This window comes from Enterobacter cloacae complex sp. ECL352, from assembly GCF_020149545.1.
Lineage (GTDB): Bacteria > Pseudomonadota > Gammaproteobacteria > Enterobacterales > Enterobacteriaceae > Enterobacter > Enterobacter asburiae_B.
Map to the genome: position 1 here is coordinate 3,733,988 of NZ_CP083709.1, position 15,418 is coordinate 3,749,405.

Below are 15,418 nucleotides of genomic sequence, written 5' to 3' on the forward strand. Positions count from 1 at the left end.
CGGAGGTTCAGGTGTCACACGGATTTTTATGCCTTTGATTTATATCCGTTTAAAATGCTTAAGTTGGTATACAACTAGTATGGAAGTTGTGTGACAAGTTCACCTTAAGGAAGAAAATGAGTGGGCAAAAGTGGATTTTGTGCAAAATTTCTCATAACTGACGTATACCCTCTGGCATGATGGCCTTTATGTCAGCTATTGTCTGACCAATACGCTATGAAAATTTTTTCATTCCGCAAATGGAGCCAGATCACAAAATGGACAAAAGGCTAAAAATCACCGAAATCGCGGCCCGGACGCAGCTCTCGATCAGCACCGTGTCGCGAGTGCTGGCGGGAAAAGCGAATACCAGTGAAAAAGCGCGCGCAAAGGTGCTGGCGTGCGCGCGGGAGCTGGGGGTGATGGACGGCATGGCGGCAGGGCGTCTGCTGCTTAACAGCCTGGTGGTTTTTGCCCCGCAGCGGGCGTTTGACGAGCGGTCCGACATCTTTTACTACCGCGTGATCCAGAGCGTGAGTAAAGGACTGGCGTCCCACGATGTGCGTCTTCGCTACTGCGCGCTGGAGGAGAACGACAGCGACGCCCAGCTGTTTCTGGCACGCATGAACGAAGCGGACACTCAGGCGGCAATCCTTCTTGGCATCGACGATCCCCATATCCACGATCTGGCGGTGGACGTGGGTAAACCCTGCATGCTGATTAACTGCCGCGACCGGCACATGCGTCTGCCTGCCGTCGCGCCGGATCATCGCGCTATCGGCGAGCGGGCGGCGGAATATCTGTTCGAGATGGGACACCGTGAGGTGATGAACGTGCTGTGCCTGCGCCGCTACACCATGGAGCTGCGCCTGGCGGGGATCCGCGACGCGTGGCAGTCTCACAACATGAAATTCAACGATAAACGCGATCTGCTTGTAGTGCCCAGCTTCAGCGCGCGCGAAACGGAACAGATGGTCAGCGGCTGGCTCAGTGAAGTGCAGGGGAAGGATTTACCGACCGCGTTCCTGGTCGGCGGCGACTTTATGGCGGCGGGCACCATTAGCGCATTACAAAACCACGGCCTGCGCGTGCCGCAGGACGTGTCGGTGATGAGCATTGACGGCTTTAACCTGGCGGCGATTCAGGATGTTCCATTAACGGCGGTGCACGTTCCGCGCGATGAGCTGGGAACCGAAGCGGTATATATGCTCCAGCAGCGGCTGATGCGCCCGGACGCGCCGGTGGGAACCTTGCTGCTTAACGGCACGCTGGCCGTGCGGGAATCGGTACGGCGGATACGTCAGGGGAAACGACGCACCGCCGTGGAGCGGGAAGGGCTGTACGACAGTTAAACCATGCCCAGCGCGCGCTTACCGTGGATGTTGAGATCGTTCACGGTAAAGCGGTCCTGCCAGCTTTTTTCATAATCCTCGCGCGGGAAGTCTCCCGGCGACGCGCCGGTTTCAAGCGCTTCCTTGACCTTTTTCGCGTAGGCGAGGTTTTTCTCGCACATCGGCGCGGCAGGAATGTACATCACGTTGCCCCAGCCCTGCTGATTTTCCACCGGCGCGACGGAATGGATCACATCGCAGTGCCACCACACGGAATCGCCCGCATCGAGTGCCGGAATGCTGGTCAGCGCCTCGATCAGCAGCGGGTGCCATTTCTCTGAAACCGGCAGGACGCGCCCCGGCGCCACGCCGCACAGCTCGTCTTCCGGCACGTCGTCCAGCAGCGGCCGCAGCAGAATGTAGGCCATCGCTTCCGGGATTGGCACCACGTGCAGCAGCCCCTGACCTGGGATCATATCCGACAGCGCCGTCCAGCCCTGGAAGGTGCGGAACACCGAGCATTTGGTGGTGTTATCGACGGTGTACTCTTCCACTTCGGTACGGTGCGCGGCGTTCCACGGATCGTATTTCTCGACGTTGCCGTCAAACACGCGGGCGAACACCTGTTGATAAGCCGGAAGCAGCCAGCGCTCCAGCGCGCCGGAGTCGGTATGCGCGCCCAGTCCTTTCGAGGTCGTTCCCGGCGGGCGGCGGCGGATACGGTCCGGGTAAATCACGCTCACGTCCGGGTTGAACCACTGCTTGCCGTTGCTCTCGAATGTCCATAAACGGTTCAGGAACGACTGCACCTGCGCCATCTCTTCGCTCTGGCGCGCCTGCATCTGCGCCTGAGACCAGTAAATCGGGTAAATCTCCGGACGAGAGGCCGTCAGGGTGCCGAAGAAGTTATCGCCCGGGCCTTTGTAGACCTCGTCAAACTTATTCAGATCGAGGTAGTCGAGCATCGACTGATCCCACGCCAGCGCCTGCTCGCACGGGAAGTGACCTTTAATCACCGCGCAGCCGCGGCGTTTAACGGCCTCGCGCTGTGAGTCGGTAATGGTGCCGTTTTTCACATCCGCAAACGGGATCACCGGCCAGACGGATTCACCTTTGTTCTTAAGCGCGTTGATTTCCGCCACGCGGGTGGCAATTTTGTCGCTGAGCTTATTAAACACTGCCTGCACGTCGCCGATCTGCGCGCGCAGCTCACGTTTTAACTGACGGATTGCCGCTTTGTGATCCGCTGGCAAAGTTTCACTGGTAAAGGTCATAACTGCCTCGCATCTTTCATTCGAAAGTAAAAGTGTCTACAAGTGATACTTTAAGTTAAAAATAAGTTAATGCAAGTTTAAAAACTTGACGCAAGCCACAGGACGGAAAAAGAGTGAGAGGCCGGAGCGACGCTCCGGCGAGGAAAGGATCAGACGTCGAACGGGGAATGGTTGTCGAGCACGGCCTGGATGACGTTCAGCGCGCCCTGATGGTTGTTGTCGTCGGTGCCGTAGCGGCTGATTTCTTTGATGCTCTCTGCCGCGTTGCCCATCGCAAAGGAATATTTCACCAGCTTAAGCATCTCGGCATCGTTGCCGCTGTCGCCAATGGCCACGCACTCCTGCGGGGAGATTTTCCAGCGTTTCAGCAGACGGCTAATGCCGTTGGCCTTGTGCAGGCCGGGGATAATCAAATCCACGAATCCAAAGCCGCTGGTGACCGGCTTCATGATGCCGTCCAGGGAGACGTGCAGTTTATCCACCAGATTAGGGATATCGCTGTCCGGCAGGTTCAGGGAGAACTTAAACAGTACGTCGTCAATTTCGCGGTAATCGCTGATGCGCTTTAAGCGGTGATAGTGCTTTGACATCAGCGCCACGAATTCTTCAGGAGCCTGGTCGCTGACCCAGGCGCTCTCCAGCCCGCAGGCCACGAAGTTCAGCCCTTTGTCCTTCAGCAGTTCGCCAATCACGATCTGCGATTCATGACGCGTCAGCTCGCCGTGGAAAATTTGTTCGCCGCGATCGAACACCAGCGCGCCGTTTTCCGCCACGAAGGAGATCCTGTCTTTCAGCGCCGGAAAGAAGGAGATGAGCTGGTAATACTGGTTGCCGCTGGCGACAACGAATTCAATATCGCGGGCTTTAAGCTGTTCAAACTGTGCCTGGAAGCGGTCACGATCGTACTGCTTGGCATCATCAAGGAAAGTTCCGTCCATATCGGTGACGATAACTTTAACGGTCATACTGTGCTCCTGGGTCACTGCGTTTTGAAACATTCTAATAACAAGGTGACGGGGAGCACAAATTTAATTTCATTCGAAAGTAAAAGCAAAACGGCAACCGTGGTTGCCGTTGTTAGTGTTTTCTCCCTCTCCCCGTGGGAGAGGGGCGGGGTGAGGGGATATGCCGTTACAGCGTATGCTCAGTACGGGCGATAATATCGTCCTGCGCATCCGGCGACAGGGCGGTGAAGAACGCCGAGTAGCCCGCGACGCGCACCACCAGGTCACGATACTGGTCAGGATGTTTCTTCGCTTGCAGCAGCGTTTCGCGCGAGACGATGTTGTACTGGATATGCCAGCCTTTATGCACCTCGAAGAAGGTGCGCAGCAGCACCATTAGCTTCTGGCGATCGCTGTCGTTTTCCAGCGTCGACGGGTTCAGCTTCTGGTTCAGCAGCACGCCGCCGAGAATCGCTTCCGTCGGCAGTTTACCCACCGAGCCAATTACCGCCGTCGGGCCGAGGTGGTCCGTACCGGAGGCCGGGCTTGCTCCTTCCGCCAGCGGGGTGTGCGCCTTACGTCCGTCCGGCGTGGCCATCGTTGCCGCGCCAAACGGCACGTTTGCGGAGATGGAAGAGGTGCCCGCGTAGTAGTTACCTCCAATCGGGCCGCGGCCGTAGCGCGGGTTGTGGTACTGCTTCAGCTCTTCGATGTAGGTCTGATAGGCGCGCGTCAGCAGCATGTCCACGCTGTCGTCGTCGTTGCCGTACTTCGGCGCGCCGTTGATCAGGCGCTGACGCAGCTGCTCGTGGGTCAGCCCGTCGAAGTCATCCGCCAGCGCCGCCGCCAGCTGCTGTTGACCAATAGTGCCCTGTTCGAACACCAGCTTTTTCACTGCAGCCAGGCTGTTGCCGAGGTTAGCGATGCCCACCTGCAGGCCGGAGACCCAGTCGTACTTCGCGCCGCCCTGCTTGATGCTTTTCGCGCGCTCGATGCAGTCGTCCACCAGCGCCGAGCAGAGAATGTCGTGGACGTTCTCTTCCAGCATGGTATCCACCACGTACTCAATCTCGATAGATTTGCGGGTGTAGTAGCGGATCTGGCTGTCCCACGCCGCCATCACTTCGTCGAAGTTGTCGAAGTTACCGGCGGAGAGCGCTTTCTCCTGCGGCAGGAACACCTTGCCGCTGGTGGCGTCGCGGCCGCCTTCCAGCGCGGCCAGCATCACGCGGGCGAAGTTGATAAAGCTCATGCCGGTGCAGCGATAGCCCGACTTGCCGCCCACCGCGGTTTCGATACAGCCGATGGCCGCGTAGTCGTAGGCGTCGTCTCGTTCAACGCCGAGCTTGATGAATTCCGGAATGACGATTTCATCGTTGTTGAACGCGGGCATCCCGAAGCCGCAGCGGATCACCTGCACGCAGGCGTCGAGGAAGTCGTTGCTCATGCCCGCGTGGTAGCGCACGCTCAGGTTTGGCTGGGTGGAGCGCAGGCGACCGCACGATTCCAGAATCGCGTAGGAGAGCGGGTTCACCGCGTCCATCGGCTCACCGTTGACCAGCTTCTGGCCGCCGATGGTGACGTTCTGGTACAGCGGGCTACCGGCGGAAGCCTTGGAGTGCGAGCCGGAGCGGATTTTGTTCACTTCCAGCAGCTTCAGCCAGCAGCTGTGCAGCAGCTCGATAGCGTGTTCGCGGTCGAGGCTCTGGTTCAACTCGACGTCGCGGCGGTAGTACGGATAGAGATACTGGTCCATACGCGCGAAGGAGACGGAGTGGCCGTTTGACTCAATCTGCAGGATCAGCTGAATGAAGTAGCACAGCTGCAGCGCCTGCCAGAAGGTTTTTGGCGGCTCGTGGGCAATGATGTCGCAGTTTTCCGCCATCGCCAGCAGCTCGTCGCGGCGGCTTTCGCGGGTTTCGGTGGACGCCATTTCACGCGCCAGATCGGCAAAGCGTTTGATGTGCAGGCTTACGGCTTCCAGCACGATATCGATCGCCTTCAGGAACTGATCGCCGTGCAGGTCTTCCAGCACCGTCAGGTTGATGCGCGTGCGGCGCTCGGCCACCTTAGCGCGCAGGCCGTCGAGGCCTTTCTCCAGCACCAGCGGGAAGTTAACGGCCAGGTGCGCGTCGCCGGAGGTCATGTTGCCTTCGGCTTTGATAATGCCGGTTTCCAGCAGGCCTTTCTGCTCGTCGGTGAACATGCCATAGCAGCGGTCCTGCACCGTCTGGCCGCGCCACCACGGGCAGATGTCGTGCAGCACGCGCTTGTTCTCTTCGCTCACCGCAAAGCCCGCGCCCGGGCGGTCCGCCAGATCGTCAATCTCTTTCTCAATCCAGGATACGGTGTATTCCGGGAAAATCGGCGCGGCGCGCACTTCGCTTGCCTGGTTACCGATAATCAGCTCGTCGTGTTTGATCCAGATGGTACGCTCAGCCAGGTGATGCGCCAGCGCCAGAGCGCGGCGTACCGGGATCGGCTTGTCCATGTGCTGCTGGTACATTTCGGTGTAATGCTGGGCGCGCTCGGTACAGACCGGCGGCTTAACGATATGCACCAGCGCCGTTTTGTGCGCCTTAATGCGCTCGCTGAGGGTGTTGAGATTCAGGGTCGTCATAGGTTTATCCTCGTAAGGTCGCGGTTAACCCTTTCTGGCAGGCGTATTGCTGCGCGAAGTCCAGCAGGGCAGGGTTATCCAGCGGTTTGTCAGGGGCAGAGTAAGGTTGGCCGAGCAGGGTGTATTTGTTCATGCCCAGCGTGTGATACGGCAGAAAATGAATATCGTCGACGCCGAGCTCGTCGGCGGCGAAGTTGGTAATGGCGGTGATGGACGCTTCGTCAGCGTTAAAGCCCTGGATCAGCGGCACGCGGATGGTGATTTTTTTTCCGGCGACGGCAAGGCGTTTCAGGTTATCCAGGATCCGCTTAGCCGAACCGTCCGTCCACTGTTTGAACACCTCACCGTCGACGTGCTTCAGGTCGGCGAGGAACAGATCGACGTACGGTAATGACGGCTCGATATAGTGCCACGGCACGTGAAGGCAGGTTTCCACGGCGGTGTGGATCCCCTGTTCGTGGCTGGCTTTAAACAGGGCGTGCGCCAGCTCAGGGTTCATAAACGGCTCGCCGCCGGAGAGGGTGATCCCGCCGCCGCTGCGGTCGTAGAAGGGTTTATCGCGCAGTACGGTCGCCATGATCTCCTCGACCTGCTGCTCTTCACCGCAGACGGTCAGCGCCTGCGTCGGGCAGCAGTCGGTAAGGGCGTAGAGCGTGGCTTCATCAAGCTTCTCGCGGTGGATAACCAGGCCATTCAGCGCGCGTTCGATACAGCCCGGTGCCGCCTGCTGGCACAGGTCGCAGCCGTCAAGGCACAGGCGCGGGTCAAACAGCACGTCCCGGCTGCGGGAGCGGCTTTCCGGGTTCTGGCACCAGCGACAGCCCAGCGAGCAGCCTTTCAGGAACACCACGGTTCTAATACCGGGGCCATCGTGGGTAGAGTAACGCTGAATATTGAAGATCATGATTTCGCCTCTCGTATTGCATATGAAGATTAAATTACTTTCGAATGAAAGTTATCTTGATGCAGGTCAACTACTGAGCAGGTTTTGTCGTGATAGGGTAAGTGCAGGCTAAATTTGAGGGTGACATCATGGAACTTTATCTCGACACATCTGACGTTGCGGCAGTCAAAAAGCTGGCGCGCATCTTCCCGCTGGCGGGCGTAACCACCAACCCAAGCATTGTGGCGGCAGGTAAAACGCCGCTGGACGTTTTGCTGCCAGCGCTGCACGACGCGCTGGGCGGCAAAGGCCGTCTTTTCGCGCAGGTGATGGCGACCACCGCCGAAGGGATGGTGGAGGACGCGCGCAAGCTGCGCGCCATCATTAACGACCTGGTAGTAAAAGTGCCGGTGACCGCCGAAGGGCTGGCGGCAATCAAGATGCTGAAAGCGGAAGGGATCCCGACGCTGGGTACGGCGGTTTATGGTGCTGCGCAGGGGATGCTCTCCGCGCTGGCGGGTGCAGAGTATGTGGCGCCTTACGTTAACCGCGTGGACGCGCAGGGCGGGGACGGGATCCAGACAGTGGTTGAGCTGCAACAGCTGCTGACGCTGCACGCCCCGCAGTCAAAGGTGCTGGCCGCGAGCTTCAAAACGCCGCGTCAGGCGCTGGACTGCCTGCTGGCAGGCTGCGAGTCCATCACGCTGCCGCTGGACGTGGCGCAGCAGTTTATTACCTCTCCGGCCGTGGATGCGGCGATTGTGAAGTTTGAGCAGGACTGGCAGGGGGCGTTTGGACGGATGTCGATCTGACGGGTGCGGCCTGATGCCCTCACCCCAACCCTCTCCCACAGGGAGAGGGAGCAAACACTAAAACGGCAACCTGAAGGTTGCCGTTTGCTTTAACCTCCGCAAACCTCACACCCCGGGTTACGCATCAGCTTCATCTCGCGGAACTGGCAGGTCATCGCGTCATACATTACGATTTTCCCCGCGGCAGGTGTGCCGTAGCGCGCCAGCACTTTGATCGCTTCCATCGCCTGCAGCGAGCCAATCACGCCGACCAATGGCGCCATTACGCCCGCCTCAACGCAGGTCAGGGCGTTCTCGCCGAACAAGCGGCTCAGGCAGCGGTAGCAGGGTTCGCCTTCCCCGTACGTGAAGACGCTGATTTGCCCCTCCATGCGGATCGCCGCGCCGGAAACCAGCGGGATTTTGTGGGCAAAGCAGCCCGCGTTCAGCTGGTTACGGACCGTGACGTTATCGGTGCAGTCCAGCACCAGGTCATGCTGCGCAATCTGCGCGGACAGCGCCTCGTCATCCAGCATCGCGTCAATCAGGGTGAACTGAACGTTGGGGTTGATGCGCGCCAGCGCCGTGCGGGCAGAATCCACCTTCGGCTGTCCAACCGTCGCATCGCTGTGCAGCGTCTGGCGCTGGAGATTTGACACCGACACGGTATCAAAATCCAGCAGCGTCATCCTGCCCACGCCCGCCGCCGCAAGATACTGCGCGGCGGCGCAGCCCAGGCCGCCGAGCCCAACAACCAGCACGCTTGCTGCCTTAAGCGCTTCCTGACCTTCGAAATCAAACCCGCGCAGCACAATCTGGCGGTTGTAGCGCATTATCTCCGGGTCGCTCAGCTCCACCGTCATGTCAGCCTCCGAACAGGTGGTTAAAACGCTCGATCTCAACCCACTCGCCTGCTTCCACATTGCCGCGCTCGCGCTCCAGGACGATAAAGCAGTTACCCTGGCTGAAGGAGCTGAAAATGTGTGAGCCCTGGTGCCCGGTGGTGCTCACTTCGAGCTCTCCGTCCGCGTTGCGCGCCAGAATGCCGCGCTGAAAATCGAGGCGGCCCGGCAATTTTTTCAGGCGCGTGGCGGCGCGCACGCGCTGGCGTTCCGGCAGCGGGCTGGCGCTGTTGCCGGAAAGCTTCGCCAGCAGCGGGATCACCAGCTGGTAGAAGGTGAGTGCCGCCGAGACTGGATTACCCGGCAGGCCACAGAACCAGCTGTGTTGAAGCTTGCCAAACGCGAACGGTTTGCCCGGCTTGATGGCCAGCTTCCAGAAGGCGATCTCGCCCAGCTCTTCAAGGATGGTTTTGGTGTAATCCGCTTCGCCCACGGAGACGCCGCCGGAGCTGATAACCACGTCGGCAGCGTTATCCGCCTCGATAAACGCGGCGCGCAGTTTTTCCGGATCGTCAGGAATAATGCCGAGGTTAATCACCTCGCAGCCCAGCTGCTCCAGCATCAGGTGTACCGCCAGGCGGTTGGTGTCGTATATCTGACCGTCCTGCAGCGGCTGGCCCGGAAGCTGCAGCTCGTCGCCGGTGGAGAAAACGGCCACGCGCACTTTACGGATAACGTCGATTTCAGCCACGCCGAGCGACGCCAGCACCGGCAGCTCACCTGCCGTCAGCTTCTGCCCGGCAGAAAAGACCGTCGCGCCAAGGGTGATATCTTCGCCCTTGCGGCGGATGTTCTGGCCCGCTTTGACGTTCGCGGTAAAACGCACGCCGTCGTCGGTCTGTTCGGTCTCTTCCTGCATTACCACGGCGTCGCAGCCAGCCGGAACCGGCGCGCCGGTCATGATGCGCACGCAGGTGCCCGCAGGCCATTCACCGTTAAACGGCTGGCCCGCAAAGGCTTTACCCGCCACCGGCAGGGCGTTACCCGTCTGGAGATCCGCCAGGCGTACCGCGTAACCGTCCATCGCGGAATTATCAAACCCCGGCACGTTAAGCGGAGAGACGATATCGCGCGCGGCAATACGGCCAAAACAGCGCACGAGGGGCAGCGTCTCAACGTCATGCAGCGGGGAAACTCGGTCAAGCATCTGCGTGAGTGCCGTCTCAAGCGGCATCAGTCCGGCGGTAAAATCCATGGTGGGCTCCTGCGGAGTAACAACGAAAGCGGCCATTATGGCAGAAAAGTGCGGCTAACTGTATGACCCGATGGGTGTACGCTTTACATCACAGTTACGTCTTTCTATATTCAAAAATCATCTGAAGTTTCATCGACGATAATGATATTTATAGAAAAAGCCGCAAATCAGGCTAACGGGTGATGCGAATGGTTAATGCGGTAATCGCAATTCATGGTGGCGCCGGGGCAATCACCCGAGCACAGCTCAGTCCCGAGCAGGAAAAGCGCTATATCGACGCGCTGTACGCCATTGTGGAAACGGGCCAGAAAATGCTGGAAGCGGGCGAAAGCGCGCTGGACGTGGTCACCGAGGCGGTGCGCCTGCTGGAAGAGTGCCCGTTATTTAATGCGGGGATCGGTTCGGTCTTTACCCGGGATGAAACGCACGAGCTGGATGCCTGCGTGATGGACGGCGTCACCCTGAAAGCGGGCGCCGTGGCGGGCGTGAGCCATCTGCGCAATCCGGTGCTGGCGGCGCGTCTGGTGATGGAGGCGAGTCCGCACGTCCTGCTCACAGGGGCCGGGGCGGAGGCGTTTGCCTTCGGGCACGGGATGGAACCGGTATCGCCGGATCTGTTTTCCACGGAGGAGCGCTATCAGCAGCTGCTGGAGGCCCGTTCGGCGGGCATGACGCAGCTTGACCACAGTGCGCCGCTGGATGAAACCACCAAAATGGGCACGGTCGGCGCGGTGGCGCTGGATAAGGCCGGGAACCTCGCGGCGGCGACCTCAACGGGCGGGATGACCAACAAGCTGCCCGGGCGCGTCGGCGATAGCCCGCTGCCGGGCGCGGGCTGCTATGCCAATAACGCGACGGCGGCGGTGTCATGTACCGGAACCGGAGAAGTGTTTATCCGCGCCCTCGCGGCCTACGACATCACCGCGCTGATGGATTACGGCGGTTTAAGCCTCAGCGAAGCCTGCGAGCGCGTGGTGATGGAGAAACTGCCCGCCCTGGGCGGCGTCGGCGGGCTCATTGCGGTGGATCGTGAGGGCAACGTGGCCCTGCCGTTCAACAGCGAAGGTATGTACCGCGCCTGGGGCTATGCCGGTGATGAACCGAGCACGGGCATCTATCGTGAATAAGGGGGCAGCGCGTGCCGCACAGTGAAGAACTGGACAACCGCGAAGTGCTGGCTGTCCATCAGCTCAATATTGCGTTTCAGGAAGAGCGGCAGTTCATCCCCGCAGTAGAGAATTTATCGTTCACGCTCAGGCGCGGCGAGACGCTGGCGATTGTTGGTGAATCCGGATCCGGTAAATCGGTCACGGCGCTGGCGCTGATGCGCCTGCTGGAACAGACGGGCGGGCAAATCAGCAGCGAGAAAATGCTCCTGCGCCGCCGTAACCGTCAGGTCATTGATTTAAATGAGCTGAGCGGTTCGCAGATGCAGGGCGTGCGCGGGGCGGACATTGCTATGATCTTCCAGGAGCCGATGACCTCCCTGAACCCGGTTTTCCCGGTCGGGGAACAAATCGCCGAGTCCATCCGCCTGCATCAGGGGCTGAGCGGCGATGAAGCGCTCAAAGAGGCCCGACGGATGCTGGAGCTGGTGCGCATCCCGGAGGCGCAGGCCATTCTGGGTCGCTACCCGCATCAGCTTTCCGGCGGCATGCGCCAGCGGGTGATGATTGCCATGGCGCTCTCCTGCCGTCCGGCGGTGCTGATTGCCGATGAACCGACGACGGCGCTGGACGTGACGATTCAGGCGCAGATCCTGCAGCTCATCAAAGTGCTGCAGCAGGAGATGGAGATGGGGGTGATATTCATCACCCACGATATGGGCGTAGTCGCCGATATCGCCGATCGGGTGCTGGTGATGCACAAGGGCTGCGCGGTGGAAACCGGCCCGGTTGAGCAGATTTTTCACGCGCCCGTGCATCCTTACACCAAAGCGCTGCTGGCGGCGGTTCCGCGCCTGGGGGCGATGAACGGCAGCGATTTGCCGCGCCGCTTCCCGCTGATTTCTCTTGAGGCGTCTGAGCTACAGGAGGAGGAGCGCGAGCAGGACACCGTGGTGCCGGGTAAGCCCATTCTGGAAGTGCGCGATCTGGTCACCCGTTTTCCGCTGCGCAGCGGCGTACTGAACCGCGTTAAGCGCGAAGTGCACGCGGTGGAAAACGTCAGTTTCGATCTTTGGCCGGGCGAAACGCTGGCGCTGGTGGGGGAGTCCGGCTGCGGTAAATCCACCACCGGGCGCGCGTTGCTCCGTCTGGTGGAATCACAGGAAGGCAGCATTACCTTTAACGGCGAGCGCATTGATACCCTTCCGGACAGCAAGCTGCAGGCGGTGCGGCGGGATATTCAGTTTATTTTCCAGGACCCGTATGCCTCCCTCGATCCGCGCCATACGGTGGGGTATTCGATCATGGAGCCGCTGCGGGTACATAACCTGCTCGACGGCGAAGCGGCCCAGCGTCGCGTGGCCTGGCTGCTGGAGCGCGTCGGCCTGAAGCCGGAGCACGCATGGCGTTATCCGCACGAGTTTTCCGGCGGACAGCGGCAGCGTATCTGCATCGCCCGCGCGCTGGCGCTGAACCCGAAAGTGGTGATTGCCGATGAGTCCGTCTCGGCGCTGGATGTCTCTATCCGGGCGCAAATCATCAACCTGCTGCTGGATTTACAGCGGGATATGGGCATTGCCTTCCTGTTTATCTCGCACGATATGGCGGTGGTCGAGCGCATCAGCCATCGCGTGGCGGTGATGTTTATGGGGCAGATCGTGGAGATTGGGCCGCGAAGGGCGGTGTTTGAAAACCCGCAGCACCCGTACACCCGCAAGCTTATCGCGGCGGTCCCGGTTGCCGATCCCGCGCATCGTCACGGCCAGCGCGTGCTGCTGCAGGATGAAATGCCGAGCAATATTCATAAACGCGGCGAGGCCGTGGAGCGCGTGACGCTGCGCGAGGTCGGGCCGGGTCATTTCGTCGCTCCCCCGCGTCAGGACAACGCTTTTTCGCGGTTATAACTTACAACAGGCAGGAGAACACAATGGTTACATTTGTAGCGCGTAGATGGTTGTTAGCCGCGAGCGTGACGGCAGCCCTGGCCGCTGCCCCCGCGTTCGCTGCCAAAGACGTGGTGGTCGCCGTCGGCTCCAATTTCACCACGCTCGATCCGTATGACGCCAACGACACGCTCTCTCAGGCGGTGGCGAAATCGTTCTATCAGGGCCTGTTTGGCCTCGATAAAGAGATGAAGCTCAAAAACGTGCTGGCGGAGGGGTACACCGTGTCCGACGACGGGCTGGTGTATACCATCAAGCTCAGGACCGGCGTGAAGTTCCAGGACGGGACAGACTTCAATGCGGAGGCGGTGAAGGTTAACCTGGACCGCGCCAGCAATCCGGAAAATAGCCTCAAGCGCTATAACCTGTATAAAAATATCGCCAGCACCGAGGTGGTCGACCCGGCGACGGTCAAAATCACCCTGAAAGAGCCGTTCTCCGCGTTTATCAATATCCTGGCGCATCCGGCAACGGCGATGATTTCCCCTGCCGCGCTGAAAAAATACGGCAAGGAGATCGGTTTCCACCCTGTTGGCACCGGCCCTTACGAACTGCTCACCTGGAACCAGACCGATTTTGTGAAGGTGAAGAAATTCGCGGGATACTGGCAGCAGGGGCTGCCGAAGCTCGACACCATCACCTGGCGCCCGGTGGTGGACAACAACACCCGCGCGGCGATGCTGCAAACCGGCGAGGCGCAGTTTGCCTTCCCGATCCCGTACGAGCAGGCCGCCATTTTGCAGAAAAACAGCAAGCTGGAGCTGGTCGCCAGCCCGTCAATCATGCAGCGCTACATCAGCATGAACGTCACGCAAAAGCCGTTCGATAACCCGAAGGTGCGTGAAGCCATCAACTACGCCATTAACCGTCAGGCGCTGGTGAAGGTCGCTTTTGCCGGCTATGCCACTCCGGCCACCGGCGTGCTGCCGCCGGCGATCGCCTATGCGCAAAGCTATCAGCCGTGGCCGTACGATCCGGCTAAAGCGCGCGAGCTGCTGAAAGAGGCGGGCTTCCCGAACGGTTTCAGCACCACGCTGTGGTCCTCGCATAATCACAGTACCGCCCAGAAGGTGCTGCAGTTTACCCAGCAGCAGCTGGCGCAGGTGGGGATCAAGGTACAGGTCACCGCAATGGATGCCGGACAGCGTGCGGCAGAAGTGGAGGGGAAAGGGCAGAAAGAGAGCGGCGTGCGGATGTTCTACACCGGCTGGACGGCGTCGACCGGTGAAGCCGACTGGGCGCTGTCGCCGCTGTTTGCCTCGCAGAACTGGCCGCCAACCCTGTTCAACACCGCGTTTTACAGCAACCCGCAGGTGGACAAAGACCTTGCCGATGCCCTGAAAACCACCAAACCGGAAGAGAAGGCGCGTCTCTATAAAGACGCGCAGGATATTATCTGGAAAGAGTCACCGTGGGTGCCGCTGGTGGTGGAGAAACTGGTGTCAGCCCATAACAAAGCGTTGACGGGGTTCTACATCATGCCGGACACGGGCTTTAGCTTTGACGATGCGGATTTAAAATAAACCTCATGCTGAATTATGTTTGTAAACGCCTGCTGGGGCTTATTCCGACGCTGCTGATTGTGGCGGTCCTGGTGTTTTTGTTTGTCCATATGCTGCCGGGCGATCCGGCGCGTCTGGTCGCCGGGCCTGAGGCGGATGCCACCGTTATTGACTTGGTGCGTAAGCAGCTTGGCCTCGACCAGCCGCTGTATATGCAGTTCATCCATTACATTTGCAACGTTCTGCAGGGCGATTTTGGTATCTCGATGGTGTCGCGCCGTCCGGTGTCGGAGGAGATTGCCAGCCGCTTTATGCCGACGTTCTGGTTAACGATAGCCAGCATGAGCTGGGCGGTCGTGTTCGGGCTTGGCGCCGGGATTATCGCGGCCGTATGGCGCAACCGCTGGCCGGACAAGCTCGGCATGGCGCTGGCGGTGACCGGCATCTCCTTCCCGGCGTTCGCGCTGGGGATGCTGCTGATGCAGATCTTCTCCGTCGAACTGGGCTGGCTGCCGACCGTCGGGGCCGATACCTGGAAGCATTACATCCTGCCTTCCATGACGCTGGGCGCTGCCGTTTCGGCGGTAATGGCCCGCTTTACCCGCGCCTCGTTCGTTGACGTGCTGAGTGAAGATTATATTCGCACCGCGCGGGCGAAAGGGGTCAGCGAGAAGTGGGTCATTCTCAAGCACGGATTCCGCAATGCGATGATCCCGGTAGTGACGATGATGGGGCTGCAGTTTGGCTTTCTGCTCGGCGGCTCGATCGTCGTGGAAAAGGTCTTCAACTGGCCGGGGCTGGGACGCCTGCTTGTTGATTCCGTCGAGATGCGCGACTACCCGGTGATTCAGGCGGAAGTCCTGCTTTTCTCGCTGGAGTTTATTCTTATCAACTTAGTGGTGGACGTGCTCTACGCCGCCATTAACCCGGCCATCAGGTACAAGTAAG

At 59.8% G+C, this 15,418-nt stretch carries 12 protein-coding genes; 6 read left to right on the plus strand and 6 right to left on the minus strand.

The window, feature by feature from the left end; genetic code table 11:
* Positions 1-257: 257 nt before the first annotated feature.
* Entirely contained in the window at positions 258-1,331 is a 1,074-nt protein-coding gene (locus LBF07_RS18115) for a LacI family DNA-binding transcriptional regulator (protein WP_094934344.1), read from the plus strand.
* Here the strand turns inward: LBF07_RS18115 and LBF07_RS18120 are convergent.
* From LBF07_RS18120 to LBF07_RS18135, 4 genes are all read right to left on the minus strand, one after another.
* Entirely contained in the window at positions 1,328-2,584 is a 1,257-nt protein-coding gene (locus LBF07_RS18120) for a DUF1479 domain-containing protein (RefSeq protein ID WP_094934343.1), read from the minus strand. The two genes, LBF07_RS18115 and LBF07_RS18120, sit on opposite strands and share 4 nt — an antisense overlap.
* Before the next feature lie 149 nt (positions 2,585-2,733).
* A complete protein-coding gene (locus LBF07_RS18125; RefSeq protein WP_047061452.1) occupies positions 2,734-3,549 on the minus strand; it encodes a Cof-type HAD-IIB family hydrolase in 816 nt (271 codons plus the stop codon).
* Between the two features lie 166 nt (positions 3,550-3,715).
* Positions 3,716-6,148 (minus strand): formate C-acetyltransferase/glycerol dehydratase family glycyl radical enzyme, encoded by a 2,433-nt coding sequence (locus tag LBF07_RS18130; protein WP_094934342.1) that lies wholly within the window; start codon positions 6,146-6,148, stop codon positions 3,716-3,718.
* 4 nt (positions 6,149-6,152) lie between these two features.
* Positions 6,153-7,052 (minus strand): glycyl-radical enzyme activating protein, encoded by a 900-nt coding sequence (locus LBF07_RS18135; RefSeq protein ID WP_094934341.1) that lies wholly within the window; start codon positions 7,050-7,052, stop codon positions 6,153-6,155.
* Positions 7,053-7,180: 128 nt separating this feature from the next.
* Between LBF07_RS18135 and fsa the strand changes: the two genes are divergently transcribed.
* Positions 7,181-7,843: a fructose-6-phosphate aldolase gene (gene fsa / locus LBF07_RS18140; RefSeq protein ID WP_033145019.1), complete on the plus strand. Its 663-nt coding sequence runs from the start codon at positions 7,181-7,183 to the stop codon at positions 7,841-7,843.
* Between the two features lie 89 nt (positions 7,844-7,932).
* Here the strand turns inward: fsa and moeB are convergent, their stop codons facing one another.
* Both moeB and moeA read right to left on the minus strand, forming a co-directional pair.
* The gene (gene moeB / locus LBF07_RS18145; protein WP_094934340.1) at positions 7,933-8,685 is read right to left on the minus strand and encodes a molybdopterin-synthase adenylyltransferase MoeB; all 753 of its coding nucleotides are present in this window, start codon (positions 8,683-8,685) and stop codon (positions 7,933-7,935) included.
* A gap of 1 nt (position 8,686) precedes the next feature.
* The gene (gene moeA / locus LBF07_RS18150; protein ID WP_094934339.1) at positions 8,687-9,919 is read right to left on the minus strand and encodes a molybdopterin molybdotransferase MoeA; all 1,233 of its coding nucleotides are present in this window, start codon (positions 9,917-9,919) and stop codon (positions 8,687-8,689) included.
* 188 nt (positions 9,920-10,107) lie between these two features.
* On the opposite strand from moeA, the gene iaaA reads away from it, so the two are divergent.
* Genes iaaA through gsiC form a run of 4 tightly spaced genes read left to right on the plus strand, consistent with a single transcriptional unit; the run spans position 10,108 to position 15,417 of the window.
* Entirely contained in the window at positions 10,108-11,046 is a 939-nt protein-coding gene (gene iaaA, locus LBF07_RS18155; protein ID WP_094934338.1) for a beta-aspartyl-peptidase, read from the plus strand.
* 11 nt (positions 11,047-11,057) lie between these two features.
* Entirely contained in the window at positions 11,058-12,929 is a 1,872-nt protein-coding gene (gene gsiA / locus LBF07_RS18160; RefSeq protein WP_094934337.1) for a glutathione ABC transporter ATP-binding protein GsiA, read from the plus strand.
* Positions 12,930-12,952: 23 nt separating this feature from the next.
* Positions 12,953-14,491, plus strand: a complete 1,539-nt coding sequence (gsiB, locus tag LBF07_RS18165; RefSeq protein WP_033145024.1) for a glutathione ABC transporter substrate-binding protein GsiB — start codon at positions 12,953-12,955, stop codon at positions 14,489-14,491.
* Between the two features lie 5 nt (positions 14,492-14,496).
* On the plus strand, positions 14,497-15,417 hold the full coding sequence (gene gsiC / locus LBF07_RS18170; RefSeq protein ID WP_023310911.1) for a glutathione ABC transporter permease GsiC: 921 nt from the start codon (positions 14,497-14,499) through the stop codon (positions 15,415-15,417).
* Position 15,418: the final 1 nt, after the last annotated feature.